The 25,386-nt window shown below is 59.9% G+C and carries 22 protein-coding genes and 7 tRNA genes; 21 read left to right on the forward strand and 8 right to left on the reverse strand.

Annotated features, from left to right (window positions below; translation table 11 throughout):
- Positions 1–60 precede the first annotated feature (60 nt).
- Complete coding sequence (gene glgX, locus WE862_RS13675) at positions 61–2,124, reverse strand: glycogen debranching protein GlgX (protein ID WP_042032106.1); 2,064 nt, start codon at positions 2,122–2,124, stop codon at positions 61–63.
- A 196-nt stretch (positions 2,125–2,320) separates the two neighbouring features.
- Between glgX and WE862_RS13680 the strand changes: the two genes are divergently transcribed.
- From WE862_RS13680 to yjjG, 9 genes are all read left to right on the forward strand, one after another.
- A tRNA-Met gene (locus WE862_RS13680) sits at positions 2,321–2,397 on the forward strand.
- Positions 2,398–2,483: 86 nt separating this feature from the next.
- A tRNA-Met gene (locus tag WE862_RS13685) sits at positions 2,484–2,560 on the forward strand.
- Positions 2,561–2,645: 85 nt separating this feature from the next.
- A tRNA-Met gene (locus WE862_RS13690) sits at positions 2,646–2,722 on the forward strand.
- 86 nt (positions 2,723–2,808) lie between these two features.
- Positions 2,809–2,885, forward strand: a tRNA-Met gene (locus WE862_RS13695).
- An 87-nt stretch (positions 2,886–2,972) separates the two neighbouring features.
- Positions 2,973–3,049, forward strand: a tRNA-Met gene (locus WE862_RS13700).
- Between the two features lie 86 nt (positions 3,050–3,135).
- Positions 3,136–3,212: transfer RNA gene (locus tag WE862_RS13705), tRNA-Met, on the forward strand.
- Positions 3,213–3,298: 86 nt separating this feature from the next.
- Positions 3,299–3,375 (forward strand) — tRNA-Met (locus tag WE862_RS13710).
- Between the two features lie 198 nt (positions 3,376–3,573).
- On the forward strand, positions 3,574–5,073 hold the full coding sequence (locus tag WE862_RS13715) for a M17 family metallopeptidase (protein ID WP_042030655.1): 1,500 nt from the start codon (positions 3,574–3,576) through the stop codon (positions 5,071–5,073).
- A gap of 14 nt (positions 5,074–5,087) precedes the next feature.
- Positions 5,088–5,768, forward strand: a complete 681-nt coding sequence (gene yjjG, locus WE862_RS13720) for a pyrimidine 5'-nucleotidase (RefSeq protein WP_042030651.1) — start codon at positions 5,088–5,090, stop codon at positions 5,766–5,768.
- Positions 5,769–5,845: 77 nt separating this feature from the next.
- Here the strand turns inward: yjjG and WE862_RS13725 are convergent, their stop codons facing one another.
- The 3 genes from WE862_RS13725 to dusC form a co-directional block, all read right to left on the reverse strand.
- The gene (locus WE862_RS13725) at positions 5,846–6,553 is read right to left on the reverse strand and encodes a substrate-binding periplasmic protein (protein ID WP_225628401.1); all 708 of its coding nucleotides are present in this window, start codon (positions 6,551–6,553) and stop codon (positions 5,846–5,848) included.
- 158 nt (positions 6,554–6,711) lie between these two features.
- Complete coding sequence (locus WE862_RS13730; RefSeq protein WP_041210735.1) at positions 6,712–7,080, reverse strand: TraR/DksA family transcriptional regulator; 369 nt, start codon at positions 7,078–7,080, stop codon at positions 6,712–6,714.
- A gap of 97 nt (positions 7,081–7,177) precedes the next feature.
- Positions 7,178–8,122: a tRNA dihydrouridine(16) synthase DusC gene (gene dusC, locus WE862_RS13735; RefSeq protein WP_042030648.1), complete on the reverse strand. Its 945-nt coding sequence runs from the start codon at positions 8,120–8,122 to the stop codon at positions 7,178–7,180.
- A gap of 123 nt (positions 8,123–8,245) precedes the next feature.
- Between dusC and WE862_RS13740 the strand changes: the two genes are divergently transcribed.
- The 4 genes from WE862_RS13740 (at position 8,246) to WE862_RS13755 (ending at position 12,511) form a co-directional block, all read left to right on the forward strand.
- On the forward strand, positions 8,246–8,623 hold the full coding sequence (locus WE862_RS13740; protein ID WP_041210737.1) for a YbaN family protein: 378 nt from the start codon (positions 8,246–8,248) through the stop codon (positions 8,621–8,623).
- Positions 8,624–8,756: 133 nt separating this feature from the next.
- Positions 8,757–9,302 carry an adenine phosphoribosyltransferase gene (apt, locus tag WE862_RS13745; RefSeq protein WP_033113563.1) on the forward strand — a complete coding sequence of 182 codons (546 nt, stop codon included), beginning with the start codon at positions 8,757–8,759 and terminating at the stop codon, positions 9,300–9,302.
- 173 nt (positions 9,303–9,475) lie between these two features.
- Entirely contained in the window at positions 9,476–12,067 is a 2,592-nt protein-coding gene (gene dnaX / locus WE862_RS13750; protein WP_042030647.1) for a DNA polymerase III subunit gamma/tau, read from the forward strand.
- Positions 12,068–12,181: 114 nt separating this feature from the next.
- On the forward strand, positions 12,182–12,511 hold the full coding sequence (locus WE862_RS13755; protein ID WP_041210739.1) for a YbaB/EbfC family nucleoid-associated protein: 330 nt from the start codon (positions 12,182–12,184) through the stop codon (positions 12,509–12,511).
- A 160-nt stretch (positions 12,512–12,671) separates the two neighbouring features.
- Here WE862_RS13755 and WE862_RS13760 read toward each other — a convergent pair whose 3' ends face one another.
- Positions 12,672–13,673, reverse strand: coding sequence for an SLAC1 anion channel family protein (locus WE862_RS13760; RefSeq protein WP_042030645.1), 1,002 nt, complete (start codon positions 13,671–13,673; stop codon positions 12,672–12,674).
- 142 nt (positions 13,674–13,815) lie between these two features.
- On the opposite strand from WE862_RS13760, the gene WE862_RS13765 reads away from it, so the two are divergent.
- Positions 13,816–14,778, forward strand: coding sequence for a GlxA family transcriptional regulator (locus WE862_RS13765; RefSeq protein WP_042030644.1), 963 nt, complete (start codon positions 13,816–13,818; stop codon positions 14,776–14,778).
- A gap of 132 nt (positions 14,779–14,910) precedes the next feature.
- A complete protein-coding gene (gene nfo / locus WE862_RS13770; RefSeq protein WP_339058634.1) occupies positions 14,911–15,753 on the forward strand; it encodes a deoxyribonuclease IV in 843 nt (280 codons plus the stop codon).
- Between the two features lie 101 nt (positions 15,754–15,854).
- Here nfo and WE862_RS13775 read toward each other — a convergent pair whose 3' ends face one another.
- Positions 15,855–16,760, reverse strand: coding sequence for a LysR substrate-binding domain-containing protein (locus WE862_RS13775; protein ID WP_042030640.1), 906 nt, complete (start codon positions 16,758–16,760; stop codon positions 15,855–15,857).
- A gap of 102 nt (positions 16,761–16,862) precedes the next feature.
- Between WE862_RS13775 and WE862_RS13780 the strand changes: the two genes are divergently transcribed.
- The 4 genes from WE862_RS13780 to WE862_RS13795 all read left to right on the forward strand — a co-directional run bounded on the left by WE862_RS13780 (position 16,863) and on the right by WE862_RS13795 (position 21,253).
- Positions 16,863–17,855 carry a TDT family transporter gene (locus WE862_RS13780; RefSeq protein ID WP_042030638.1) on the forward strand — a complete coding sequence of 331 codons (993 nt, stop codon included), beginning with the start codon at positions 16,863–16,865 and terminating at the stop codon, positions 17,853–17,855.
- Positions 17,856–18,051: 196 nt separating this feature from the next.
- Positions 18,052–19,041, forward strand: a complete 990-nt coding sequence (lpxM, locus tag WE862_RS13785) for a lauroyl-Kdo(2)-lipid IV(A) myristoyltransferase (protein WP_042030636.1) — start codon at positions 18,052–18,054, stop codon at positions 19,039–19,041.
- Positions 19,042–19,213: 172 nt separating this feature from the next.
- Positions 19,214–20,209, forward strand: coding sequence for a lipid A biosynthesis acyltransferase (locus WE862_RS13790; protein ID WP_042030634.1), 996 nt, complete (start codon positions 19,214–19,216; stop codon positions 20,207–20,209).
- A 183-nt stretch (positions 20,210–20,392) separates the two neighbouring features.
- The gene (locus WE862_RS13795; protein WP_042030632.1) at positions 20,393–21,253 is read left to right on the forward strand and encodes a PA4780 family RIO1-like protein kinase; all 861 of its coding nucleotides are present in this window, start codon (positions 20,393–20,395) and stop codon (positions 21,251–21,253) included.
- A 60-nt stretch (positions 21,254–21,313) separates the two neighbouring features.
- Here the strand turns inward: WE862_RS13795 and WE862_RS13800 are convergent, their stop codons facing one another.
- Positions 21,314–21,883 carry a GNAT family N-acetyltransferase gene (locus tag WE862_RS13800; protein WP_042030630.1) on the reverse strand — a complete coding sequence of 190 codons (570 nt, stop codon included), beginning with the start codon at positions 21,881–21,883 and terminating at the stop codon, positions 21,314–21,316.
- Complete coding sequence (locus WE862_RS13805) at positions 21,884–22,381, reverse strand: prolyl-tRNA synthetase associated domain-containing protein (protein ID WP_198493506.1); 498 nt, start codon at positions 22,379–22,381, stop codon at positions 21,884–21,886. It abuts the gene before it with no gap.
- Between the two features lie 201 nt (positions 22,382–22,582).
- On the opposite strand from WE862_RS13805, the gene WE862_RS13810 reads away from it, so the two are divergent.
- The gene (locus tag WE862_RS13810; RefSeq protein ID WP_404801008.1) at positions 22,583–25,021 is read left to right on the forward strand and encodes a DNA polymerase II; all 2,439 of its coding nucleotides are present in this window, start codon (positions 22,583–22,585) and stop codon (positions 25,019–25,021) included.
- 87 nt (positions 25,022–25,108) lie between these two features.
- Positions 25,109–25,360, forward strand: a complete 252-nt coding sequence (locus WE862_RS13815; protein ID WP_033115714.1) for a DinI family protein — start codon at positions 25,109–25,111, stop codon at positions 25,358–25,360.
- The last annotated feature ends 26 nt before the right edge of the window (positions 25,361–25,386 follow it).

The following is a 25,386-nucleotide window of genomic DNA, read 5'->3' on the forward strand; positions in this document are numbered from 1 at the left end:
GAGCTCTGAAATAGAAAGCCCCCGGATTTGTCCGGGGGCTTTTGTTTGCAAGAGACGGCATCAGTAGAAGTCGTCAGCCCCGCAGATAAAGAGGCAACTGCTGCGCGGCTGGGCCAGATATTCGCGGGTCAGCCCCTCCAGCGGCATACCGAAGGTGCAGATATCCTGCGGCGAGGGGAGGGCGGTATCGAGGATCCGTCGCCAGTAGCCGCCGACGCCCTTGGGGGGGCTTGGCAGGTTGAAGGTGAGGGGCTCCCAGTAGGCGTTGAACAGCACGTAGAGTGCCAGCCGGGTTTCGCTCGAGAGGGCCGACATGGCGATGGCGTGGGAGTGGGGGCTGAAGTCCGGCTGCATGGCGTTGACGCCGTGCCAGCAGATCTCGCTGTGGCGCAGGATCTCGGTGAGCGACAACGGCATGCTCTCCTGCTCGGGGCGCTGGAACAAATGTTTGCGATACTGGATCAGCTCCTTCATGAAGCGGAACATCTCCTGACTGCGGGCGTTAGGTTGCCAATCCATCCAGCAGGTCGGGTTGTCCTGACAGTAGCCATTGTTGTTGCCATGCTGGGTGCGCAGCAGTTCATCGCCCATCAGCAGCATGGGGGAGCCCACCGAGAGCAGGGTAGCCACCATCATGTTCTTGGCCTGCCGCATGCGCAGGGCGTTGATCTGGGGATCTTCCGTTACCCCTTCGTGGCCGTGGTTCCAGCTGAAGTTGTGATCGCAGCCATCGCGGTTCTGCTCGCCGTTGGCTTCGTTGTGCTTGTGGTTGTAGCTGGCCCAGTCCCACAGGGTAAAGCCGTCATGGCAGGTGACGAAGTTGATGCTCTTCTCGGGGTCGGCATGGTGATAGTGGTAGATATCGGGGCTGCCGCAGAGCCGCTCGACAAAGGCGGTCACGCTGTTATCGTCCCCCCTCAGAAAACGGCGTACATCGTCGCGGAACTGACCGTTCCATTCACGCCAGCGCGCGCCGGCGAGTGACCCCACCTGATAGAGTCCCCCCGCATCCCAGGCTTCGGCAATGAGTTTGATGTCGGCGATGTTGGGATCTGTATCTATGGTACGCAGGGTGGGGGCGTTGGCCTGCGGCTGGCCCGATTCATCCCGCGACAGAATGGCGGCCAGATCAAACCGGAAGCCATCGACGTGCATCTCCTGCCGCCAGAAGTGCAGGCTGTCCATGATCATCCGCAGCACTACCGGGTGGGCGCCGTTGAAGGTGTTGCCGCAGCCCGAGTAGTTGGTGTCCTGCTGGTTGTTGTCGAGGATGTAGTATGCCTCATTGTCGATGCCGCGAAACGAGAAGGTGGGGCCATCGTTGCCCCCTTCCGCCGTGTGGTTGTAGACCACATCGAGGATCACCTCGATGTTGGCCTTGTGCAGTGCCTTGACCATGTCGCGAAACTCGGTCAGCGGATCGTCGCCGCAGGCGTACTGGGCGTGGGGGGCAAAAAAGGACATGGGGCTGTAACCCCAGTAGTTGGAGAGCCCTTTGGGCGAATCCTGCGGATCAAACTGGAACACCGGCAGCAACTCGACGGCGGTGACGCCGAGGGATTGCAGATAGGGGATCTTCTCGATGAGACCCAGATAGGTGCCGCGCAGTTCAGGCGCAACCCCGGAGCTTGGTGAGTTGGTAAAGCCTCCCAAATGGAGTTCGTAGATCACCGAGCGCGAGAGGGAGTGGGCCGGTAGCTTGTCACCCTCCCAGTTATAGTGGCGGGTATCAACCACCCGGTTCTTGGCACAGCTGGCAATGTTGCTGCCCGGGAGTGCAGCAGCCCAGCGATCGTAGTTGGGGCCGAGCTCGATGCTGCGGCCATAGGGATCGAGCAGCACCTTTTCCCCATCGAAGCGGGTACCGCAATAGGGGCGCCATGGGCCCTGAATGCGATAGGCGTAACGCTGCCCGATGGGCAGGCCTTCAATATGGATATGCCAGTAATAGGCGGTACGGTTGAAGCGGGGCGAGAGCGGGATCACCTCCGGGGTGCAGTCTTCTGCACTGGAGAAGAGCAGGAGTTCTACCCGGCTGGCCAGGCGTGCCCAGATCGCGAAGTTGACGCCGTGACTGTCGGGTGTAGCCCCCAACTGACGGCAATGTCCGGCGGAGATGCGCATATCATACCTACCCAAAATGAGGAGTGTTCAGCTTATTGAGTGTAGTGCCGGATGCCTTTCCCTGATCCGTTTGCCTGAAAAAACAGCATGATGCTGATAAAGACCGCACTCTTTGTCGTATAAATCTACGAATAAACTTTTTTTGATATATTTACTTGCAATCTGTGCGCTGGCGCCTATTATTGGCCACCTCGGACGCGGGGTGGAGCAGCTCGGTAGCTCGTCGGGCTCATAACCCGAAGGTCGTCGGTTCAAATCCGGCCCCCGCAACCAATTTTTTCGTCAGCCTGCGATTGTGCAAAGAATCGAAGGCAGACAAACGCCACAGACTTCTGCTCGGTCTGGGGTGGCAATTCGGACGCGGGGTGGAGCAGCTCGGTAGCTCGTCGGGCTCATAACCCGAAGGTCGTCGGTTCAAATCCGGCCCCCGCAACCAACTTTTCGTCAGCCTGCGATTGTGCAAAGAATCGAAGGCAGACAAACGCCACAGACTTCTGCTCGGTCTGGGGTGACAATTCGGACGCGGGGTGGAGCAGCTCGGTAGCTCGTCGGGCTCATAACCCGAAGGTCGTCGGTTCAAATCCGGCCCCCGCAACCAACTCTTTCGTCAGCCTGCGATGGTGTGAACCATCGAAGGCAGACAAACGCCACAGACTTCTGCTCGGTCTGGGGTGACAATTCGGACGCGGGGTGGAGCAGCTCGGTAGCTCGTCGGGCTCATAACCCGAAGGTCGTCGGTTCAAATCCGGCCCCCGCAACCAACTTTTTCGTCAGCTTGCGATTGCGATACACAATCGAGGGCAGACAAACGCCACAGACTTCTGCTCGGTCTGGGGTAACAATTCGGACGCGGGGTGGAGCAGCTCGGTAGCTCGTCGGGCTCATAACCCGAAGGTCGTCGGTTCAAATCCGGCCCCCGCAACCAACTTTTTCGTCAGCCTGCGATGGTGTGAACCATCGAAGGCTGACAAGCGCCACAGACTTCTGCTCGGTCTGGGGTGACAATTCGGACGCGGGGTGGAGCAGCTCGGTAGCTCGTCGGGCTCATAACCCGAAGGTCGTCGGTTCAAATCCGGCCCCCGCAACCAACTTTTTCGTCAGCCTGCGATGGTATGAACCATCGAAGGCAGACAAACGCCACAGACTTCTGCTCGGTCTGGGGTGACAATTCGGACGCGGGGTGGAGCAGCTCGGTAGCTCGTCGGGCTCATAACCCGAAGGTCGTCGGTTCAAATCCGGCCCCCGCAACCAACTTCCTCTCTGTTTTTCCTTGTTCAGCTGCTTTTCATCATACCCATTTTTCTCTTTCGCAATATTCTACAGACATTGCGCAATATCACTCTTGTGTGGTGAAGATGTTGTTTGTGCTGGTTTTTCAGGGCAAAACTGGTCGTCCCGCCTGTTTGTTAGGTATGATCAGGTATCTCTTCACGGATGAGGTACATGCCTGTGATCACTCCCTTTACCTATCTTCCTCCCGCTATCGATTGCCAGGATGCCACTCTCGTCCAGGCCCTCGAGCAGGCGCTTCCTGTACAGATATTGCTGATCGCCGAAGAGCAGAAGGAGGCGATCCTGGCTCATCCCCAGCTATCGGGTGTCAACACCCTGCTGGCGCTGGGCAAAAAAGCCCCCTTTACCCTGATGCAGGGCAACAGCCTGCTGCTGGTCGTCTGTGTGGCGGGCAGCGTGGAGCGGGATCACCGCCTCTACAAGCAGGTACGAAGCTGGATTGCGCCGCTGTCTGGCTTAAAAGCCGAGCGGGTTGGTCTTCACCTAGAGGGCTTTTCTGTCTCCGAGCGGGGAGTGCTGGCCGAGCTGGTGCTCTCCTCCCTGCTCGCAGCCAATATGCCGCTGCCCACCAGCAAGAGCCGCAGTGAAAGCAGCTGGAGCTATCAGCAGATAGTTGTGTCCCCGGCGGTGGTGCTGGATCTGGCCCGGATCTACAGCGAAGCGGGCGGCAACGGGCTGGCCCGTCATCTGGCGGTGCTGCCCGCTTCCGAGCTGACCGCAGCCAACTATCGCGAGTTTCTCAGTCAGTTGGCGCAGGAGGAGGGGTGGCACTGCCTCCATTATGATCAGGGCCAGTTGGCCGAGCTGGGGGCTGGTGCCTTCTTGGCCGTGGCCCGCGGCTCGGAAGACAATCAGGGCGCTATGGTCAAGCTCAGCTACTACCCCCCCAAGCCGGTGCGCCGCATTGCGCTGGTAGGCAAGGGCATTTGCCACGACTCCGGCGGCTACAACCTCAAGATCTCCGGCAGCATGTATGGCATGCATCTCGACATGGGAGGCAGCGCGGTGGCCCTCGGCACCCTCTATGCCATCAGCAGAGCCCAGCTACCCTATGAAGTTCACTGCTGGCTGGCTATTGCCGAGAACCATATCGGCCCTCATGCCTATCGGCCCGGGGAGGTCGTCACGGCTATCAACGGTACCACCATCGAAGTGGTTGATACCGATGCGGAGGGGCGGATGGTGCTGGCTGATACGCTGGCGATGGCGGCGCAGGATACCCCGGATCTGCTGATCGACTACGCCACCCTGACCGGTGCTTGCAAACGGGCGCTGGGCAGCCGTTACAGCGGCGTCTTTACCAACCGCAGCGAATGGCTGGTATCGCTGGTCAATATGGGGCAGCGTAGCGGCGAGCGGGTTTGGCCGTTTCCACTCGATGAGGATTATGACGACAACATCGAGAGTGAATGGGCCGATCTGCTGCAGTGCGCGCCGGGCAGCTCCCCGGATCATATCGATGCGGCCCGTTTTCTCTCCCATTTCGTCCCCGAGCAGACTCCCTGGCTGCATTTTGACCTTAGCGGTTTTCGCAACAAGGGAGGCAACGGGGTGGTTTCAAGTGAAGTAACAGGCTTTGGCGTGCGTCTGACATTGGATCTGCTGGCCAGTCCGCTAGGCAGAACGGGGCGCCACAGCATGGAACAACCTGACTGATGACAAGGATTTTTGTGAACAAGACAAGCTATGACTGGGTGCTGTTCGATCTGGATGAGACCCTGCTCGATTTCCCGGTGACACAGGCGCTGGAGCAAACCCTTCGCCACTATGGCGTACAGGTGGATGAGGCTGGCATGGCGGCCTATCACACCCTTAACCACGGTTTGTGGCAGCAGTACAACAATGGCGAAATCGATGCTACAGCGCTGCAAGAGACCCGCTTCTCCCTTTTTGCCGAGCAGGTCAATGTTGACCCCATGGTGATGAACAACACCTTTCTGGCGCAGATCGTTGCCTTGAGCATGCCCCTTGATGGGGTAGTGGAGACGCTACAGCTGCTGAAGGATAAGGTGAAGATGGGCATCATCACCAACGGTTTCAGCGTTCCCCAGCGAGGCCGGCTTGGCAAGCTGGGCTGGAGCGAGTGGTTCGCCCCCCTGGTGATTTCAGATGAAATCCGGGTTACCAAGCCAGATCCCGCCATTTTTCAGCATACCCTCTCGCTGATGGGGGCTCCGGATCCGGCCAGAGTGCTGATGGTGGGCGACAATCCCAAAACCGATATTGCCGGTGCGGCTGCGCAGGGGTTGGCCACCTGCTGGTATAACCCGGGCAAGCAGAGTGGTGAGTGTAATGCTACTCACGAGATCCATCACTTCTCCCATCTGGCTGGAATTGTGCTTGGTCAGTAGTGCAGTTGAAGTGGTTCCTGATAGGTTATTTGACGGAATCTGTGTAGAGAACGGGAGAGCCATCGGCTCTCCCGTTGTTATTCTGCGAGCAGCCCAGAGGTATAGCGGGTCAGGATCTGCTGATATTCGGGGCTTTGCTTGAGTTGGTCGATCGCCTGATTGAGCCGATCCAGCTGGGCTTGCGATGTGCTCTTCTTGCTGAGCATCAGGTGAACCGGAGTGCGCTCGATATGCAGCAGGATATGGAGCTTCTTCAGGGTGATGCCCTGATGCTCCCACTCCTGCAGGCTGTTCGGATCGAGGATAAACCCCTGGATCCTCCCACCGTTAAGCATCTTGAGCAGTTGCTCCAGGGTGAATCGCTCCTGTAGCCGAGGTTTCACCTTGGGATTGGCGACAAGGCGGCGAAACGCCTCGCCGTAGTCAAACCCCTTGAGCAGACCGATATGAAAATCGGGAGTATTGATCAGCTGTTCCAGAGTGGTGATGTTGCGCCAGCGCTCTTCATCCTCCTTGCGGATGATGATGACCGTCTCCTCTTCCCGATAGGCATGGCTGAAGCGGGCATATTGCTGACGCTCGGTGGTGATGTTGGCGGACATGGCCAGTTGTACCGTGCCAAATTCCAATTCGTGCAGCACCCTTGTCCAGGGCATTTCGATGAAGCGAGCCTGATAGTCAGCCCGCTGCAGGATGGCATTGAGCAGTTCGATATCCAGCCCTTGCAGCTGATGCTGTTCATTGCGATAGCTGAACGGCTGCCAGTCGCCCCAGCCAACGATCAAAGACTCCTGTGCGGCGGCCTGACAGCATAAACACCATAACAACAAGAGTCTGTACACGACTCATCCCCTCGAACCGGCTCATATAGTCGAGTATTGGACAGGAATGGCAGTGTCACCAGTGAGGCAGTAAAGAGAGGATGCACCGGTTGGTGCATCTTTCAGAGCTCGTGGGCGTGGAATCCCTTGCGATAGCGGGCTTCGCAGCGCGGGCAGCGTTGCAGGGTCGGATCCTGCTCCAGCGATTCGATGGCCAGTGGCTCTTCGCAGTCGGAGCAGAGGCCGTAGAGGCCGAGATCCATCTGGCAGAGTGCAGCATCGATCCGTTTGAGATGCGCCACGCTCTGCTCCACTTTGGGCAGATCCAGCCGACTGGTCAGCTCGACCAGTTGATCCTGTTCACAGTGATCCAGCTTTTCGGCCCACTCGTCACGGCGACAGGCTTTCAGCTGACCGATCAGCGTTTCTCGTACCTGGGCCCAGTCGGACAGCAGGCGATTACGCCAGACAGTCAACTGTGCTTGCGTCATTTCACACACATTATCCCCCACAGGACAGACGACAGATTCGGGGCAGTATAGGGATCCGATAACTTTATCAAGATGATATGAGTCAAGTTAACGACGGTTAGCCGTGGCTTTTGGCCGCTTGCAGCAAGGCATCGCGGATGGGATCCGTCTCTTTGAGTACCCGGATATCCTGAAACAGCAGATCTGCTTCCGGGTATTCCCGCTTGAGATAGCTGAACCACTGTTTGATCCGGCTGGGGTAGTAGTCGGCCTTTTCGCTGGCCAGATCCTGCTCGGTGTAGCTCACCATCAATTGCAGTACCTCGGCCCAGCTCATGTGGGGGCAGCCGGTTTTCATCACGTTGGCCAGATTGGGCAGGGAGATGGCGCCGCGCCCCACCATCAGGGAGTCGCAGCCGGAGACTTTGGCACAGGTCAGGGCATCCTGATGATCCCAGATCTCGCCGTTGGCCGTAACGGGGATCGGCAAGGCGCGGCGAATGGCATCCACGTACTCCCAGTGGGCGGGCGCCTTGTACCCTTCTCGCTTGGTGCGGGCATGAACGGCCAGCTCGTTGGCGCCGCCTTGATGAACGGCATGAGCGTTTTCCAGATAGAGATCCTTGTCATCGTAACCAAGGCGAATTTTGGCGCTCACCGGCAGATGGGCGGGCACCGCTTCGCGCACCGCCTTGACGATGCGATGGATGGTCTCGGGCTCTTTGAGCAGCACCGCGCCGCCCTTGCTCTTGTTGACCGTGGGGGCGGGGCAGCCGAAGTTGAGATCGACCCCGGGGGAGCCAAGCTCGATAGCGCGCACGGCGTTCTCGGCCAGCCACTCGGGATGTTGGCCCAGCAGCTGGACCCGCACCGGGGTTCCTGCACGGGTTTTGCCATCTTGCAGCAGTTCGGGGCAGAGGCGATAGAACACCTTGGCGGGCAGCAGCTGATCAACGACCCGGATAAATTCGCTTACGCAGAGATCGTAATCGTTGACGGAGGTCAGTACCTCCCGCATCAGGTGATCCAGTACCCCCTGCATGGGGGCCAAAATAACGCGCATAACTGCTTTCCGAAGAGATAAGGAGAAAAAAGAGGGCAGATTGTAGTGGGGTTGTGCCCCGCTGTCAGCTATCAGCCAAACTCTGTTAGGCTAGACAGGTAAAAACAGAGATGAGAGGTGGCAATGCAGCGCTGGTGTCTGATGATCTTGGGGTGGCTGGCCTTTGTGACCGGCATTGTCGGCATCGTGTTGCCACTGCTGCCGACTACCCCCTTCATGCTGCTGGCGGCCGCCCTGTTTGCTCGCTCGTCCCCCCGTTTTCACCACTGGCTGCTAAGCCATCCCTGGTTTGGCCCACCCATTGCAGACTGGCAGCAGTATCGCGGTATTCGCCGCCATGCACGGCGGCGCGCCATTATCTTCATTCTGCTTACCTTCTCGGTGTCGCTGGCGGTGGTACCGCTGCTATGGGTCAGGGGGTTGTTGCTTCTCATAATGGTGATCCTGCTCACCTGGTTAATGCGCCTGCCGGTGCTGGAGCCAGTTGCAATGGAGAAGTGAAGTCCCTAAGCTATTGCGGCAATAATGCTATGGAGTCGGCCTGTCATTCTTGCGTGACAGGCTTTTTTATTTCCCGCTGGCGGGAAGACTAAGATAAAACGGCCATCTGGGTCGAAAAACAAACGGTCAAACCATGAATCCGGAAACCCTGAAATTTATCGAAGCGAGCATCAAGACCATTCCCGACTATCCGAAGCCGGGTATCCTGTTTCGCGACATTACCAGCCTGATCGAAAATGCCGAGGCGTTCAAAGCCACCATCGATCTGCTGGCCAATCACTATCGTGATCAAGGGATCACCAAGATTGTTGGTACCGAGGCTCGCGGCTTCATCTTTGGCGCGCCGGTTGCTTACGCCATGGGTCTGGGCTTCGTGCCGGTCCGCAAGCCGGGCAAATTGCCCCGCGCTGTCATCGAGGAGTCCTATGCTCTCGAATACGGCACCGACACCCTGCAACTGCACACCGACGCCATCGTGCCCGGTGACAAGGTACTGGTAGTGGACGATCTGCTCGCCACTGGCGGCACCGTTGATGCCACCGTCAAGCTGATCCGTCGCGCTGGCGGTACTGTGGCTGATGCCGCATTCATCATCTCCCTGCCGTCTCTCGGTGGTGATGCCCGCCTGACCGCCGCTGGCGTCAAGGTGGTCTCTCTGGTTGAACTGCCGGGCGAATAAGCCCAACAGGCTGCTATCGTCAGCCTGTTGCCAGCCTCCAAACCGGTGCCCGTGCGGGCATCGGTTTGAAATTCAAGCGATCCCTCCCGCTCTGACCGATAGCCGATACAGCCTCCCGTCCATTTGTGTTAGCATCCCGCCTCAATGCCCTGTCTTCCCTGCATGATGGATTTATGAGCTATCAGGTTCTGGCGCGTAAATGGCGCCCCCATACGTTTGAACAAGTGGTTGGTCAGCAACATGTGCTGACTGCCCTGACCAACGCCCTGGATCAGGGACGGCTGCATCACGCCTATCTGCTGAGCGGCACCCGCGGCGTCGGCAAAACCACCATCGCCCGTATTCTGGCCAAGAGCCTCAACTGCGAGCAGGGGATCAGCAGCCATCCGTGTGGCGTCTGCGATACCTGCCGCGAGATCGATCAGGGCAACTTTGTCGACCTGCTGGAGATCGATGCGGCGTCCCGCACCAAGGTGGAAGATACCCGCGAGCTGCTCGACAACGTGCAATACCGTCCGGCCCGTGGTCGCTTCAAGGTCTATCTCATCGATGAAGTGCACATGTTGTCGCGTCACAGCTTCAACGCGCTGCTGAAAACCCTGGAAGAGCCGCCCCCCTATGTGAAGTTTCTGCTGGCCACCACGGATCCGCAGAAGCTACCGATCACCATTCTCTCGCGCTGCCTGCAGTTTCATCTGAAGAGTCTGGATCAGACTCAGATCGCCAAGCAGCTCGAATGGGTGCTGGATCAGGAGGGGCAGCCCTTCGAACCGCGCGCTCTGCTGGCCTTGGCCAAAGCGGCTGACGGCAGTATGCGCGATGCCCTGAGCCTGACCGATCAGGCGCTGGCGCACGGTAACGGCAGCGTCCGCCTCGACAGCGTGCTGACAATGTTGGGCACGCTCGATCACCGTCATCTGCACCAGCTGCTGGAAGCCATCCTGAGGCAGGATGCGCCGGCGACCATGGCCAAGATCAGCGAGATCGCCACCCTTGGCCCCGATTTTGACCAGCTCCACGCTGAGCTGGAAGGCTTGCTCCATCGCATCGCCATGGCGCAGCTGCTGCCTGCCAGCGTGCAGGAGCAGGGGGCGGATGCCGACTCCCTGCTGCAACTGGCCAAGGCGATGAGTCCGGAAGAGGTGCAGCTCTGCTACCAGATTGTGCTGGGTGGCCGCAAAGATCTGCCCTGGGCACCTGATGGCCGTACCGCGCTGGAGATGACCTGCCTGCGGATGCTCGCCTTCTCGCCACGTCGCGAGGTATTGCACCCCGCTACGCTGACGGCGCTTCCCCCATCCATGACTGGCTCGGCCAGCGCTGGAATGGGGGCAGCCCCGACGCTGCCGGGAAAGCGCCCGGCCGCTGAGCCTGCAACTCATATTCCACCCCCTGCGCAGATGGCTTCTGCCGATGCCACGACGGCCACGGTAACCGGTCAGGATGAGGAGAGCGGTGAAGAGGAGGCGCAAGCCGCCCAACTCTTCAGCCAGCAGGATGAGTTGTTGCGCGAGGCGGCCGGTATGGGTTATCAGGCCGAGTCGGCCCCGCTCTCTGGCGCCAATAGCGGCATGGCGGTTGATACTGCGAGCTGGGGAGAGGGGGCTGTTGCAAACCCGAACCCATCGGTACCAACCGACACTACGCAGATGGCCGCTGCAGAGATGGCGCCTGCACAGATGACGTCTGTACAGATGGATAGCGTTCCGGCTGCATCTGCTTCCGAAGCGGCCGAACCTGTGTCGGCGGTATCGAGCATGCAAAGCCTGCTTGGCAAACGTAATATGCTGCGTAGCCGCCAGCGTGGGGAGAGCAGCGCCGCTGCTCCTGCTCCTCGAGCGGTGCCGGTTGCGCCGCCGCGTCAGGCTGCTGCCTCTGCGCCAGCACCTCTGCCACAGAGTGCGCCGTCGCCTGCTATCAGCCAAACAGCCACCCCGGGTGGCCCCGCCATGGGCCAGTTTGGCGAGCAGCCGCCGGTGGATCTCTACGCTGAAAATTATGACGAGGCGGGTGATAACGGGGACTACGAGGAGTATCTCAGCCAGAGCTTTATGGCCTCGCCCGTGCCTGAGCCTGCCCGCAGTGCGCCAAATCGTACAGCGGCCCCCGCTACCCAGCCCGCGCAGCCAACCGATCTGCCCCCCTGGGATTTGGCTGGGCAGCCTAGCTATCGACCTGGCGAGCACAGTGCCACAGCGCCTGCAGTGACGCCTGCTCCTGCGACCCAGCCGATGACCACGACGGTGGCGGCTGCCCCTGTGGCGCAGAGCGAGCCTGCCCAGCCAGTGATGGAGACCATCGATTGGGACGAGCTCGAGAGCGATGAGGTGCCGCAAGAGGGGGAGGCGACCCGCCTTATCCCTTCCTCACTGCTCAATGGTTGCGGTGACTCCTGGGCCGAGCTGATTGCTCACACTCAGGTGGGCGGTCGGCTGCGCCAGCTCGCCATCAACTCGGTGATGACGCGGGAGGGGGGCAAGGTGTTGCTGACCCTCAAACCCGAGCAGCGCCACCTGGTGAGCGACAAGGCGCGCGCCGATCTGGCCGAGATCATCGGGCCTGCGCTGGGGCAACCGGTACAGGTCGAGGTAACGCTCGGTGTGGTGCCTGACAAGGAGACCCCTCTTGAGATCGAGCATCGCCTCTATCTGGGGGTGCGCGAACAGGTGACCCGGGATCTGGAGCAGGATCCCAACGTACAGTTTTTAGTTCAGCGGTTTGGTGCCGTGCTCCATCACGAGAGCATCGAGCCCCTCAACCGCTAAATTCCGTGGCCGGGAGCTGGCTCCCGGTTGAAAAGCAGTTTGGCTGTCCCCATCTAGGACAGACAAACCCACAGCCCGGCGCTGGATGCCGGATTTCAAGACGAGAGACGACATATGTTTGGTAAAGGTGGAATGGGTAACCTGATGAAACAGGCCCAGCAGATGCAAGAGCGTATGCAGAAGATGCAAGAGCAGCTTGCCCAGATGGAAGTGACCGGTGAAGCCGGTGCCGGCATGGTCAAGGTCACCATGACGGGCAGCCACAGCGTACGTCGCATCGAGATCGATCCCTCCCTGATGGAAGATGACAAGGAGCTGCTGGAAGATCTGGTTGCCGCCGCTTGCAACGATGCCGTGCGTCGTGTGGAAGAGCAGAACAAGACCAAGATGGGCGAACTGACCGGTGGCATGCAATTGCCGCCAGGTTTTAAAATGCCCTTCTGATGGTCAGAATACAGCCTTTGTGTTGTGTATGATCCGGGAGCCTGTCATAGCAGGGTCTCCCAGCCTTCAACAAAAGAGCCCCACCAGCGTGGGGCTCTTTTGTTTTGTCTGTTTGGGTCTAATAGCGAGTGGATAAGTCGCCGCGTTATTACACTCCTCCTCAACCTGCCAGCAGTTGTCCTTTGAGCAGGGATGACAGGGTTTTCACGGTCAGCACGGCCAGTGCCAGGCTCAAGAAGAGCAGGATAGCGATGGCGATCAACTGCAGCGGCAACCCCTCCTGAGCGTAACCATATTTCAGCGCGGCATTGCTCAGGGCTGCCATCGGGAAGCTGATGGCCCACCAGGAGATGGCAAAACGCATCTTTGTGTGGAACACCTTGAACGAAACCACCGCGAACAGAAACAGAGCGAAGTAGTAGAGCACGCCGGCGAAGCGATCAATGGTGCCAAGGTAGTTGGTATAGGCCAGGAAACCCACGGCAAACGGTGCGACCAGAATCATCATGCTCGGTGTCATGCCGGTTGCCAGCGGTGCCTGCTGGATAAGACGCTGGAAGATCATGATGATAAAGACCAGTGCCAGCAAGCCGCCGATGGCCAGACCCGCCAGGTTGAGCTCGCTTGCCCACGCCATGGGCATATGGGAGCCAGTGACCGCGATATCGAGCGATGCGACGCCCGGGATCAACCAGACCGGCAGAGCATGCTGCGGATCCTGCTCTCCCTTGAACAGGCGGGAGACCAGCAGGGCGCTGAGCAGCAGGGTCAGCAGGCTGCCGGCGCTCCAGAGGATCTCGCCTGCCAGAGGAAAGTGGCTGCCGACCACCGCCGAGACCAGCATCATGCTGATGGTAATGGTGCCAAAAAAGTTGCCGGTTACCGGATGGTTGAATTCGGTGCGGCAAAGCGCGGGATAGCGTACACATTTGATCCCGTAGGCCAGGGTCAGCATGGCGAAGATCAGTACGGCAAACGCCCCGATCGCCTCTGCCGGCAGTAGAGTGCCGCCCACATAATGGTATGCCTGCCGCCAGGCCAGACTGAGGCCGGAGAGACCCATGACCGAGGCGAACAGATTAACCGGCAGATTGCGCAGGGAAGATTTGGGTAAAACCTCGAGCTCGGTGGTTGATAAGGTGAGCGTGTTGGTGGTGTTCATCGTTGATTGTTCCTGTTGTTGCTGTCTGGTGTTGTTGCTGTGAGAAGCATTGTCAGACAAAATTGGAATGTCCGAAATCGTATAGGTGAGACAATTACAGACAGGTGTTCGACAGAAACAGCAACCAGGAGCAAGAGAGTCCATGCGCATCACCATAATGGCGTTTTCCCGAGTCCAGTTTCTGGATGTGATAGGCCCCGCCGATGTATTTGCCGAGGCTGCGCGTCAGCTGGGGCAACCGCGGGCCTACCGGATCGAGGTGATCAGCACGCAGGCCGGTTTGCTCAAGGCAAGCAATGGCTTGCCATTGCACTCATCGGCCTCTTATCGGGAGCACAAGGGGCGGATCGACACCTTGTTGATTGCTGGCAGCCCCTACATCGAGGAGCTGAACCCCGACAGCGAGTTGCTTGCGTGGCTGCGGGAGCAATCCACCCGGGTCAGACGCATCGGTTCTGTCTGCAGTGGCGCTTTCTTGCTGGCGGCAGCCGGCCTGCTTGAAGGACGCAGGGTGACGACCCATTGGCGATCCAGCGCCCGGTTGGCACGTTGCTATCCGGGTATCCGGCTGGAATCGGACAGCATCTACATCAAGGATGGCAACATCTACACCTCTGCCGGTGTGACAGCCGGGATGGATCTCGCGCTGGCAATGGTGGAGGAGGATCACGGCAAAGAGCTTGCCCTGAAAGTGGCGCGCGAGCTGGTGATGTTCTTCAAGCGACCGGGAGGGCAGGCCCAGTTCAGCCACTATCTGGCCGCTCAGTCGTCGGAGCGGTCGATCATCAACAGCACCATCGAACATATCCAAAGCAACCTTGATAAGCCGCTCTCCGTGGCTGCGCTGGCCGGGCTGGTTGGCATGAGCGAGCGCAACTTTGCCAGGGTATTCAAAAGCGAAGTGGGGCAGACACCGGGGGAGTTCGTGGAGCTGGCACGGCTGGATCTGGCTCGCCGTCTGCTGGAGGAGACCGAGCTGCCCCTGAAGCGGCTGGCGGGGAAGGTGGGTTACGACAGTCTGGACAGCTTCCGCCGGGCATTTGTCCGCCGGTTCAGCGCCACGCCCAGCGACTATCGCCAGCGGTTTGCCAGCATCACTGAATAACAGAGCGGATTATCGCCTCGCTATTGTGTTCATTTTCCGAGGGAGAGGGTCGGGAAGGGCGTTGCAAAGTGTCACAGCATTTTGGCATCTATCGGGAGAGACGGCATAATGTCGCCTCACTGAGGAGACGTTATGAAATATATTGGAGCCCACGTCAGCGCATCTGGCGGGGTGGAAAACTGCATCGCCCGCGCCCAGGCCATCGGGGCCAACGCATTTGCGCTTTTTACCAAGAATCAGCGTCAGTGGCAGGCAGCCCCCTTGTCGGATGCCACCATCCGTGCCTTCAAGGCGGCCTGCGACAAGGCCGGTTTTCTGCCGGAGCAGATCCTGCCCCACGACAGCTACCTCATCAATCTGGGTCACCCCGATCCCGATGGCCTCGCCAAATCCCGTGATGCGTTTCTCGACGAGATGAAGCGCTGCGAGCAGCTGGGGCTCTGTTACCTCAATTTTCACCCCGGCAGCCATCTCAAGCAGATCCCCGAGGCGGCCAGCCTCAAGCTGGTGAGTGAATCCATCAACTGGGCGCTGGAGCGCAGTGAAGGGGTAACGGCGGTCATCGAAAATACCGCCGGGCAGGGGCACAACCTCGGCTGGTCGTTCGAGCACCTCGCCACCATCATCGAGGGGGTGGAGGACAAGAGCCGGGTCGGGATCTGCTTCGATACCTGCCACGCCTTTGCGGCGGGTTACGATCTGCGCACGGCGGACTCTTGCGCCGCCGTTTTTGCCGAGTTCGATCGGATCGTCGGTTTCCGCTACCTCAAGGGGATGCATATCAACGGCGCCAAGTGTACCTTCGGCAGCCGGGTCGATCGCCACCACAGCCTGCGCGAGGGGAATCTGGGGGAGGCGGTATTCCACCACATCATGAACGATGATCGCTTCGATCGCATTCCGCTGATCCTGGAAACCATCGACGAGTCCATCTGGGGCGAGGAGATCAGCTGGTTGCGCAGCCTGGCGAAGTGAGGCTCAGCGAGCAAATAAAAGAGAGGGAGCCGTGGCTCCCTCTCTGCTTTTTGCTTTCCACCCTTGGCATATTGGTCTGCCATCGGAGCTCTGACCGTGCGTTACTCCGCGCTAATCACCTCGGTATCGTTCAGCTGAGCCCGGCAGAAGTGGATAAAGTGGCGCAGGGAAGCGGAGTGGTACTTCTGCTTGTGCCAGATAAGGGAGAGCTGGCGCGGGAAGCGGCGGGTGAGGGGCAGGGCGACCAGCCGGCCATCAGCCAGACGATCCGAGGCGGCAAGGCGGGAGATGAAAGAGATGCCGAGCCCCTTCTCCACCGCCAGCATCACGGATTCCAGGGTGTTGAGCTCAAGGCCAGCTTGCCAGTTGGGCAGGCCGGGCTGGATCTGGCGGATAAACTGCTCGCGGCTGCCGGATTGGGGTTCACGCAGTACCCAGGTCTCACCACCCAGTCGGGAGAGGGAGAGATCCACCTGGTTGGCCAGCGGGTGAGCAGGGTGAGCGATCACCAGCATTTCGTCCTGCAGCCAGGGTTCGGTGACGAGATCGGGATGGTGGTTTTCCCCCTCGATCAGCGCCATATCCAGCTCGAAGTTGGCGAGTGCGTGGCAGAGCAGATGGGTATTGTTGATGGTCACCTTGGGGGGGAGCCCCAGCTCCTGCTTGCTGGTGGCGAGCAGAGTGGGGAGCAGGTAGTTGCCGATGGTCTGGCTGGCGCCAAGACGCAGCTGGCCGCTCGGCTCGGCATCGGCACGAAACAGGTTTTCGATATCCTGCAGCCGGGTCAACAGCTCTTCGGCGGCCGGTTGCAGCAGGCGCCCCTCGTTGTTGAGCTGCAATCTGGGATGGATGCGGTCAAACAGGGGCGTTGCCAGCTGGCGCTCCAGCTCCTGCAGCGACTGGGAGACAGCCCCCTTGCTCAGGCAGAGCTCGTTGGCGGCAAGCCCGAGATTGCCGTAGCGGGCTATGGTGGCGAACACTTTCAGCTGTTGCAGGGTCACTTTCATTTTGTTTGGCATTCCTGAATGAGTAATTCAATTCATTTAGATATCGTAAACGATACGTTGCGATTATCCTATTGCCATCGTCATCAATATAAAGGTGTCATCATGATCGCAAGAACCCGTAAATCCCTGGCTGCCGCTCCAACCCCCATGGCGGGTCTGGCGCTGGGCATCGCCAGTCTCGGTTGGTGTTGGGAGAATGCAGGTCACTTCGATGGACGGATGCAACTGCTGGGCGCCGCTATTGCCGCCGTGCTGCTGGTGATCCTTACCTTCAAGTTTTTGTTCCACCCGAACCTGCTGATGCAGGATCTGGCACACCCGGTAGTCGGTAGCGTGGTGCCGACCTATGCCATGGGCACCATGGTGGTCTCCAAGGCGCTGGGGATGCTTGCTCCGCAAGCGGGTGAGGCTCTCTGGCTGTTTGCTGTCGCGGTTCACCTGTTGTTCCTCGCCACCTTCATTTGGCATCGCGCCAAAGAGTTCGAGATCCACCACATGGTGCCGAGCTGGTTCGTGCCGCCGGTCGGGATTATCGTGGCTGACGTCGCCTTCCCGGGCGGTCAGTTTGCGCCGCTTGCCAATGTGCTGCTCTGGTTCGGGGTCATCTGCTACGGTCTGATGCTGCCGCTGATGCTCTATCGCCTCATCTTCAGCCACGAAGTACCGGATGCGGCCAAGCCGACCATCGCCATTCTGGCGGCTCCGGCCAGCCTGTCACTGGCCGGCTACCTGACAGTCAGCCAGGATCCCTCCCTGCTGCTGGTGGCCGTGCTGTTCGGTATCGCGATCCTGATGACCGGCATCATCTATCTGGCCTTCATCAAACTGCTGCGTCTGCCCTTCTCACCGGGTTATGCCGCCTTCACCTTCCCGCTGGTGATCGGTGCCACCGCCCTGTTCAAAGTGGCTCATCTGGTGGAAGGGTTTGAGCAGAGCGCTCACTATGTCGAGCAGGTCCGCCTGCTGGCCCACTTCGAGCTGGGAGTCGCCACCGTCATCGTCGGTTATGTGGCACTGCGTTACCTGATGTTTTTTCTGCCGCAGCGTGATGTCGCGGTAACCAGCGGTGTAGCCCATCAGGGTGGTCATCGCTAAGCAAAGCACCAGCCAGTAGCGCGTTGCTCAACTGGTTAATGAGCAAACAAAATGCCCCGCCATGCGGGGCATTTTTTTACCTTTTCGCCACTTCTGTCGTACGAATCTTCCTATCGTGCGCGATATAGCGGATTTAACTGGTATTACCTGTCAGGGCGACTACAATACACCACCTTTTTGACGTAAACCGTGAATCATGTCCCCCCAAGATCCCCTGTTCAACCCCGCTTTTGAAGTTCGTTTCCTTCACCCCCGTTACTGGTTCAGCTGGCTGGCACTCGGTGTGTTGATGGTGCTTGCGTTTGTTCCGGTGCGTCTGCGTGACCGGCTGGCCGAGGGGCTGGCCCCGCTGGTGTTTCGCATCTCGAAAAAACAGCTCTATATCGCCAGAACCAATCTGGAGATCTGCTTTCCGCACAAGAGTCCGGCCGAGCGCGACGCAATCGCATTGACCTCGATCCGGGTGGGGCTCAAGAGCCTGCTTGGCTTCGGCGAGTTCACCATGCGCAGCGAGCGTTATCTGATGAGCCGGATGCAGGTGAGTGGCTGGGAGCATATCGAAGCGGAGCAGGCGGCCGGTCGGCCGGTGATCCTGGTGGTCCCCCATACCTGGCCGGTGGATGCCGCCGGTTACTGCTTTACCCGCCGTGGGGTGCCCATGTGCACCATGATGAAGCGGGCGCGCAACCCGGTCTTTGACTGGCACCTCAACCGGGCGCGGGCCAAGAATGGTTGCCGCGTCTATGAGCGCAGCGCCGGCATCAAGGCGGTGATCCGTACCATCAAGAGTGGTCGCAGCTTCTTCTATCTGCCGGATCAGGATCATGGTCGCGAGAAGAGTATCTTCGCCCCCTTCTTTGGCCACTCGAAAGCCACCTTGCCGGCGCTGTCACGGCTGGTGGAGGTGAGCGGTGCCAAGGCGGTGCCGCTGCTGGCCTGCTATGACGAAGAGAATCACTGCTATCGGCTGGAGATTGAGGCACCGTTCGACAACTATCCAACCGCCGATGTGATGGCCGATACCTGCCGGATGAACGACATGGTGCAGCGGCAGCTGACCCGTCATCCCGGCCAATACATGTGGTTCCTCAAGATCTTCGATACCCGCGAGGATCAGGAGGGGCTCGATGGCCTCTATGAGGCTGGCATCCAGCGCATTCGTCAGGGTCTCTCTCCTTACGCCTGAGTGCGCACAGTCTGCCGGCAGCCGTTGCGCCAGCTCGATAAAAATGGCCCCGAGAGGGCCATTTTTTGATCCCGAGTGGGATGGCCATCACCTCTGCGAATGGGAGCCAAGGGGCACAGGGTAGAAAAAAATGTCAGGATAACTACAATAACCTTTTGTTTTTCATGACTTGATGGCTGACATGTCCCCATTAGATCCGGTATTTGACACCACATTTCATCCCCGTCTGCTCCACCCCAAATGGTGGGGTAGCTGGTGTGCGCTGGGGTTTCTCTCACTGCTTGCATTCATCCCGGCACGCGTGCGGGACGGCTTTGCCAATCTGGTGGCGCCCACTCTGCTGCGTTTTTCGAAAAAGCAGGCCTATATCGCCGATACCAACCTCAAGATCTGTTTTCCAGAGCTGGATGAGGCGGCCCGCGCAGCCCTGCTGCTCAAATCAATCCGGGTCGGCCTCAAGACCTTTATGGGCTTTGGCGAGCTGACCTGGCGCAGTCCGGCGCACCTGCTGCGCAACATCAAGGTGAGCGGCTGGGAGCATATCGAGGCGGAGCAGGCCGCTGGCCGACCGGTTATTCTGGTCGTTCCCCACACCTGGGCAGTGGACATGCTGGGGCGCTACTTCCCGCTACAGGGGATGAGCATGTGCACCATGATGAAGAGCGCCAAGGATGAGGTGTTCGACTGGTATATCAACCGCGAGCGGGCCAAGGGGGGCAAGGTGTATGAGCGCAGTGTCGGCATCAAGCCGGCGATCAAGTCCGTGCGCGGCGGGGCCAGCTTCTTCTACCTGCCGGATCAGGATCATGGTCGGGAGGCGAGCGTCTTCGCCCCCTTCTTTGGCCATCCCAAAGCGACCCTGCCGGCGCTACCCAAGCTGGTGAAGCTGACCGGCGCCAAGGCGGTGCCCATCTTCGCCAGCTATGACGAGGATGCCGGCTGCTATCTGCTGGAGATTGAACCGCCGTTCGATCCTTACCCCACTGCGGATGCGATGGCGGATGTGGTCGCCATGAACCGCATGGTGGAACAGCAGGTGACTCGCCACCCCGAGCAGTACATGTGGTTTCTCAAGATTTTCGAAACTCAGGAGCATCAGGAGGGGCCGGATGGCCTCTATGAGGCGGGGATCCAGCGGATCCGCCAGGGATTGCCCCCCGAGCCCTGAGTTGAACTGGCCCGCTTGCGGGCCATTTTTGTTGCCGTGGCACGCCCGGAGGGGAATTTTCAGTGCCGGGAGATGGACAAACAGCGGGCAGGCAGTGGATAACTGAGTGTCCGGACAGAAAAATGGGCAGGTGGACGTGCAACAGACAATTTTGCAACGGGCAGAGAGAGTGAAAGGGCGGTCATGAAAGTTCCAAATCGAATCCAACCCTTGGTTGATGACGGCCTGGTCGACGAGGTCATCAGCCGGTTGATGAGCGGCAAAGAGGCCGATGTCTACGTGGTACGCTGCGGTGACGAAACTCGCTGCGCCAAGGTATACAAGGAGGCGTCCAAGCGCAGCTTCAAGCAGGCGGTGGTCTATCAGGAGGGGCGCCGGGTGCGCAACAGCCGCAGTGCCCGCGCCATGGAGAAGGGATCCAAGTACGGTCGCAAGCAGCACGAAGAGGTGTGGCAGAGCACCGAGGTGGATGCCCTGTTCAAGCTGGCGGCAGCTGGCGTGCGAGTGCCCAAGCCCTATGTCTGTCTCGACGGCGTGTTGTTGATGGAGCTGGTCACCGATGCCGATGGCAATGTGGCACCCCGCCTCAACGACGTGGCTCTCAGCCATGAGCAGGCGCTGGCGGATCACGCCAAGGTGATTGGGTATGTGGTACGCATGCTCTGCGCCGGTCTTATTCACGGCGATCTTTCCGAGTTCAACGTGCTGGTGGATGAGCAGGGCCCCGTGATCATCGATCTGCCGCAGGTGGTGGATGCGGCCGCCAATAATCAGGCCAGAGCCATGCTGGAGCGTGACGTCAACAACATGCGCAACTACTACGGCATGTATGCCCCCGAGCTGCTCAAAACGAACTACGCCAGAGAGATGTGGGCGCTTTACGAGGACGGCAAGCTCACGCCCCAGAGCGAGCTGACCGGTCAGTTCGAGGAGAGCCGGGAGGCCATTGATCTCGATGCCGTGCTTGACGAGATCGCCAGTGCCGAAGAGGAGGCTTATGCCCGTCAGGCACGGATTAAGGCAGAGCAGGAAGACAGCTACTGAGGGTTTGTCACTCTCGCCACCAGAGCGCCCTCGGGCGCTCTTTTTATTGCTATCGGCTGGTTATGTTGGGGCGTGTTCTATCGGATGGGGCAGAGGGAATATCCGGTACACCGCCAACCAGCAGCGATCTCCCGGATGGAAGCGTCGCGCCAGCCATACTCCGCCTGCTTTCGCAATCACCCTGCAGGAGGCCTGGTTCTGTTCGTCACAGCTGACCAATACCGGCTTGCTCAAAATGTGTTGCTGTACCCAGCCAAGCAGCAAGCTCGCAGCCCCTTCGCCACGACGGGAGGGACGGGTTTCGTAACCGATGTGGCCCAGCCACTGTTGGCTGGCCTCATTGTCACCGTGGCGCAGGCGCAAGGTGGCGAGGATCTCTCCGGCATCGAGGGCAAAATAGGTGGTGGTGGTCGGATAGCCGCTGGGCAGGTTATGCCCTCTGGCATGATCCAGCAGCGCTTCTAGCCAGCTGTCAGGATCAAATTGCGCGACCTGATAGAGGGGCAATCCGGCTTCGGCACACTCGGCCACATAGTTGCGATAGGCGGCAGCATCAGTCAGCCGAGCCGGGCGGCATTCATAGCGGGTCGGCACTGGCTGCTCACGTGCAGTGGGAGTTGCACCTGCCATTCAATCTGCGGCCACGACCGGCAGCCGCATGACGGTGGCCTCCCGGCTGAGGTGGGCCAGCAGACGGCGCACGTCGTCGAGGCGGATGATCAGGGTAGCGGTGTTGACCAGCGGATGGCACTGCACCTGTTCGGCCTGCCAGATGGCCTCATCCACCACCAGCTCAACCGCTTTTTCCCTGTCGCGCACTATGGCGAGCAGGGTGACCGAACCCGGGGTGAGGCCAAGCACGGCCTCGAGCCGCTCTGGCGAGCCAAAACTCAGCCGCTTGACGCCAAGGGCGGCAGCCAGCGCCTTGAGATCGACCCGGCTCTCCTCCGGTGCTACCACCAGAAACAGCCGCTCGCTTTTCGGGTCACGCAAAAAGAGATTCTTGCTCTTGGCGGCAGGCAGGTCGGGCAGCAGCCGGCTGGCCTCCTCGCAGGTGAAGACGGGGGCGTGATCGATGCGCTGATAGGGAATGGTCAGCTGATCCAGCAGAGAGTAAAGCGCCACCATGGCCTCCTGATATCGGGTGAAAAGTGGAGTGTTGGATGAATCGCGTGGCGAATAAAGCCGCCACCGGCATTAGCGGCCACTCTGGCGAGCTTACCAGTTTGCGGCTCCTCTCGCAGCTTGGTTAGGCCATGGCGGCTGGCGTGGCAATTGCAGCAAAGCACTGTATGAACGTACAATACTCCCATCTCCATGTTGATTCCGATGACTTGCATGACTGACCAACCGTCCATCCCACCCGTTACTCCGCCACGCGACGGCTTTATTCTGACCCGTCACGGGCGGGATGTGCGCGGTCGTGGCGAGCAGCCGGAACGCACCGAGATCGTGATGTGGCTCTGGAGCGAGCAGGGACCGGTGCGGGTGGTAGTGCCGGGGCAGGAGCCGGTCTTCTTCCTGCCACAGAGCCATATGGAAGAAGCCGCCGAGCTGTTCAAGGGGGCCGGGGTGAGCGGGCGGTTTCGCCGCCTGCCGATGCACACCTTCGACGGCCGCGCCGTGGTGGGCTGCTACTTTGCCACCTTGAGCGCCTTTCACCGCGCCATCGAGCTGCTGCTCATCCGCGGGCTGGAGCACTTCGAGGCGGATATCCGGCTGCCGGAGCGCTACCTGATGGAGCGTTTCATTACCGCCGGCGTGCGCTTCGAGGGGCGTACCCTCAAGAAAGGGGGCAAGCACGGCTACTGGGAGGTGAACGAGGCGCGCTGCGCACCGCAGGCGGTGACGCCGACCCTCTCCTGGGTGTCGCTGGACGTGGAGTGTGCCATGGATGGGGCGCTCTTCTCGGTGGGGCTCTACAGCGAAGAGGATGCGCGGGTCATCATGATCGGTACGCCGGAGGCCGACGCCGACAGCTGGGGTACCCAGGTCGAATGGGTGGCGGACGAGAGCGCCCTGCTGAGTGCGCTGGAGCGCTGGTTTGTGCGGCAAGACCCCGATCTGGTCATCGGCTGGAACGTGGTCAACTTCGACTTTCGCCTGCTGCTGCGCCGCGCCGAGCTCAACAAGCGGCGGTTGCGGCTGGGGCGCGGCCACGAGCTCTGTTTCTGGCGATCATCGCGCAACGACCCCCAGACTGGCAGCGTTATTATCCCCGGGCGCATGGTGCTGGACGGCATCGACACCCTGAAAAGCGCCACCTGGCAGTTTCCGAGCTACAGCCTGGATGCGGTGGCGAGCGAACTGCTTGGCCGTGGCAAGGATATCGAGGATGTGGCCAACCGGGGCGAGAAGATCACCGAGCTGTTTCACTCCGACAAGGAAGCGCTGGCCCGCTACAACCTGGAAGATTGCAAGCTGGTGTGGGAGATCTTCGACTATTGCCACCTCATCCCCTTTGCCATCGAGCGTGCCTCCCTCACCGGCCTTGAGCTGGACCGGGTAGGGGGCTCGGTGGCGGCGTTTACCAACCTCTACCTGCCGCGGCTGCATCGTGGCGGCTACGTGGCCCCCAATCTGCCGGCCGACGGCGGGCTGGCGAGCCCCGGCGGCTATGTGATGGACTCCAAACCCGGCCTCTATCGCCACGTGCTGGTGCTCGATTTCAAGAGCCTCTATCCCAGCATCATCCGCACCTTCTGCATCGACCCCATGGGGCTCATCGAGGGGCTGCAGCATCCAGACCAAGCCATTCCGGGCTTTCGCGGCGCCCTGTTCTCCCGCGAGCGGCACTTCCTGCCGGATCTCATCGCCACCCTGTGGGCGGCGCGGGATCGGGCCAAGGCCGCCAGCAACAAGGCGCTCTCCCAGGCCATCAAGATCATCATGAACTCCTTCTACGGGGTATTGGGCTCGGGGGGCTGCCGCTTCTACGACCCGAGGCTTGCTTCCTCCATTACCTTGCGCGGTCACGGCATCATGCAGCAGACCCGGGAGTGGATCGAAGGGGAGGGCTTCGAGGTGATCTATGGCGACACCGACTCCACCTTCGTGCACCTTGGCAAGGAGACCAGTCCCGCACAGGCGGACGAGATTGGCCGGCGGCTGGCAAAGATGATCAACGACAACTGGGCTGCGCTGATCAAGCGCGAGTTCAACCTGCCGAGCTATCTGGAGATCCAGTACGAGACCCACTATCGCCGCTTCCTGATGCCCACCATCCGCGGGCTGGAGAAGGGGAGCAAGAAGCGCTACGCGGGGCTGGTGGCTGGCAAGGAGGCGGGGGCAGAGGAGCAACTGGTGTTCAAGGGGCTCGAATCGGTGCGCACCGACTGGACGCCCCTTGCCAAGGCGTTTCAGACCCGCCTCTACGAAATGGTGTTTCACGACCAGGATCCCGGCAGCTATGTGCGCACCATGGTGGACGAGACCCGGGCCGGCCAGCACGACGAGCTGTTGGTTTATCGCAAGCGGCTGCGCCAAAAACTCGAGGAGTATCAGAAGAATGTGCCACCCCATGTGCGGGCGGCGCGCCTGGCGGACGAGGAGAACCTGCGCCGCGGCCTGCCCCAGCGCTACCAGCATCGGGGCTCCATCGCCTATCTGATGACCCTTAATGGCCCAGAACCGCTGGAGTACCGGCGCACCCCCATCGATTACGAACACTATATCGACAAGCAGCTCAAACCCATTGCCGATGCGATCCTCCCCTTTGTCGGCGAGTCGTTCGAGCGGATCTGCGGCCAGCAGCTCGATCTTTTTTAGGGGTCATTTGCCTCTTTCTCTGTTGGGTACTTTACTTTTCAAAAATACTGTATAAAAATACAGTTATTCATCATGGAGAAGTATCCTATGCGTCTGGAAATCATCATCGACAAAAAACATCAGATCCCGACCTCCACCATGGAAGCGCTGCGCCAGGAGCTGCTCAAGCAGCTGGGCGAGAAGTTCCCCGATCTCCATGTCCGCGTCGCCCCGGGCAGCAGCATGTCCCTGACTGTCAGCCGCGCCAGCAAGGAGGACAAGGAGCTTGCTGAGGCTATGGTGCAGGAGGTGTGGGAAAACGCAGACAGCTGGATGCCGGAAGAGAGTCTGGCTTCCTAAAGAGGCTTGCCACTGGTGGATTTGAC

This window comes from Aeromonas jandaei, assembly GCF_037890695.1.
GTDB classification, from domain to species: domain Bacteria; phylum Pseudomonadota; class Gammaproteobacteria; order Enterobacterales; family Aeromonadaceae; genus Aeromonas; species Aeromonas jandaei.

Excerpts from the sequence above, each read along its gene's own strand:
- dusC (WP_042030648.1), bottom strand. The coding sequence starts at position 8,122 with ATGCGCGTTATTTTGGCCCCCATGCAGGGGGTACTGGATCACCTGATG.
- WE862_RS13805 (WP_198493506.1), bottom strand. The coding sequence starts at position 22,381 with ATGGTGGCGCTTTACTCTCTGCTGGATCAGCTGACCATTCCCTATCAG.
- WE862_RS13815 (WP_033115714.1), top strand. The coding sequence starts at position 25,109 with ATGCGTCTGGAAATCATCATCGACAAAAAACATCAGATCCCGACCTCC.
- WE862_RS13740 (WP_041210737.1), top strand. The coding sequence starts at position 8,246 with ATGCAGCGCTGGTGTCTGATGATCTTGGGGTGGCTGGCCTTTGTGACC.
- nfo (WP_339058634.1), top strand. The coding sequence starts at position 14,911 with ATGAAATATATTGGAGCCCACGTCAGCGCATCTGGCGGGGTGGAAAAC.
- WE862_RS13755 (WP_041210739.1), top strand. The coding sequence starts at position 12,182 with ATGTTTGGTAAAGGTGGAATGGGTAACCTGATGAAACAGGCCCAGCAG.
- WE862_RS13775 (WP_042030640.1), bottom strand. The coding sequence starts at position 16,760 with ATGAAAGTGACCCTGCAACAGCTGAAAGTGTTCGCCACCATAGCCCGC.
- WE862_RS13800 (WP_042030630.1), bottom strand. The coding sequence starts at position 21,883 with ATGGCAGGTGCAACTCCCACTGCACGTGAGCAGCCAGTGCCGACCCGC.
- WE862_RS13730 (WP_041210735.1), bottom strand. The coding sequence starts at position 7,080 with ATGACGCAAGCACAGTTGACTGTCTGGCGTAATCGCCTGCTGTCCGAC.
- dnaX (WP_042030647.1), top strand. The coding sequence starts at position 9,476 with ATGAGCTATCAGGTTCTGGCGCGTAAATGGCGCCCCCATACGTTTGAA.
- apt (WP_033113563.1), top strand. The coding sequence starts at position 8,757 with ATGAATCCGGAAACCCTGAAATTTATCGAAGCGAGCATCAAGACCATT.
- WE862_RS13795 (WP_042030632.1), top strand. The coding sequence starts at position 20,393 with ATGAAAGTTCCAAATCGAATCCAACCCTTGGTTGATGACGGCCTGGTC.
- WE862_RS13790 (WP_042030634.1), top strand. The coding sequence starts at position 19,214 with ATGGCTGACATGTCCCCATTAGATCCGGTATTTGACACCACATTTCAT.
- WE862_RS13760 (WP_042030645.1), bottom strand. The coding sequence starts at position 13,673 with ATGAACACCACCAACACGCTCACCTTATCAACCACCGAGCTCGAGGTT.
- WE862_RS13765 (WP_042030644.1), top strand. The coding sequence starts at position 13,816 with ATGCGCATCACCATAATGGCGTTTTCCCGAGTCCAGTTTCTGGATGTG.
- glgX (WP_042032106.1), bottom strand. The coding sequence starts at position 2,124 with ATGCGCATCTCCGCCGGACATTGCCGTCAGTTGGGGGCTACACCCGAC.
- WE862_RS13780 (WP_042030638.1), top strand. The coding sequence starts at position 16,863 with ATGATCGCAAGAACCCGTAAATCCCTGGCTGCCGCTCCAACCCCCATG.
- lpxM (WP_042030636.1), top strand. The coding sequence starts at position 18,052 with ATGTCCCCCCAAGATCCCCTGTTCAACCCCGCTTTTGAAGTTCGTTTC.
- WE862_RS13810 (WP_404801008.1), top strand. The coding sequence starts at position 22,583 with ATGACTTGCATGACTGACCAACCGTCCATCCCACCCGTTACTCCGCCA.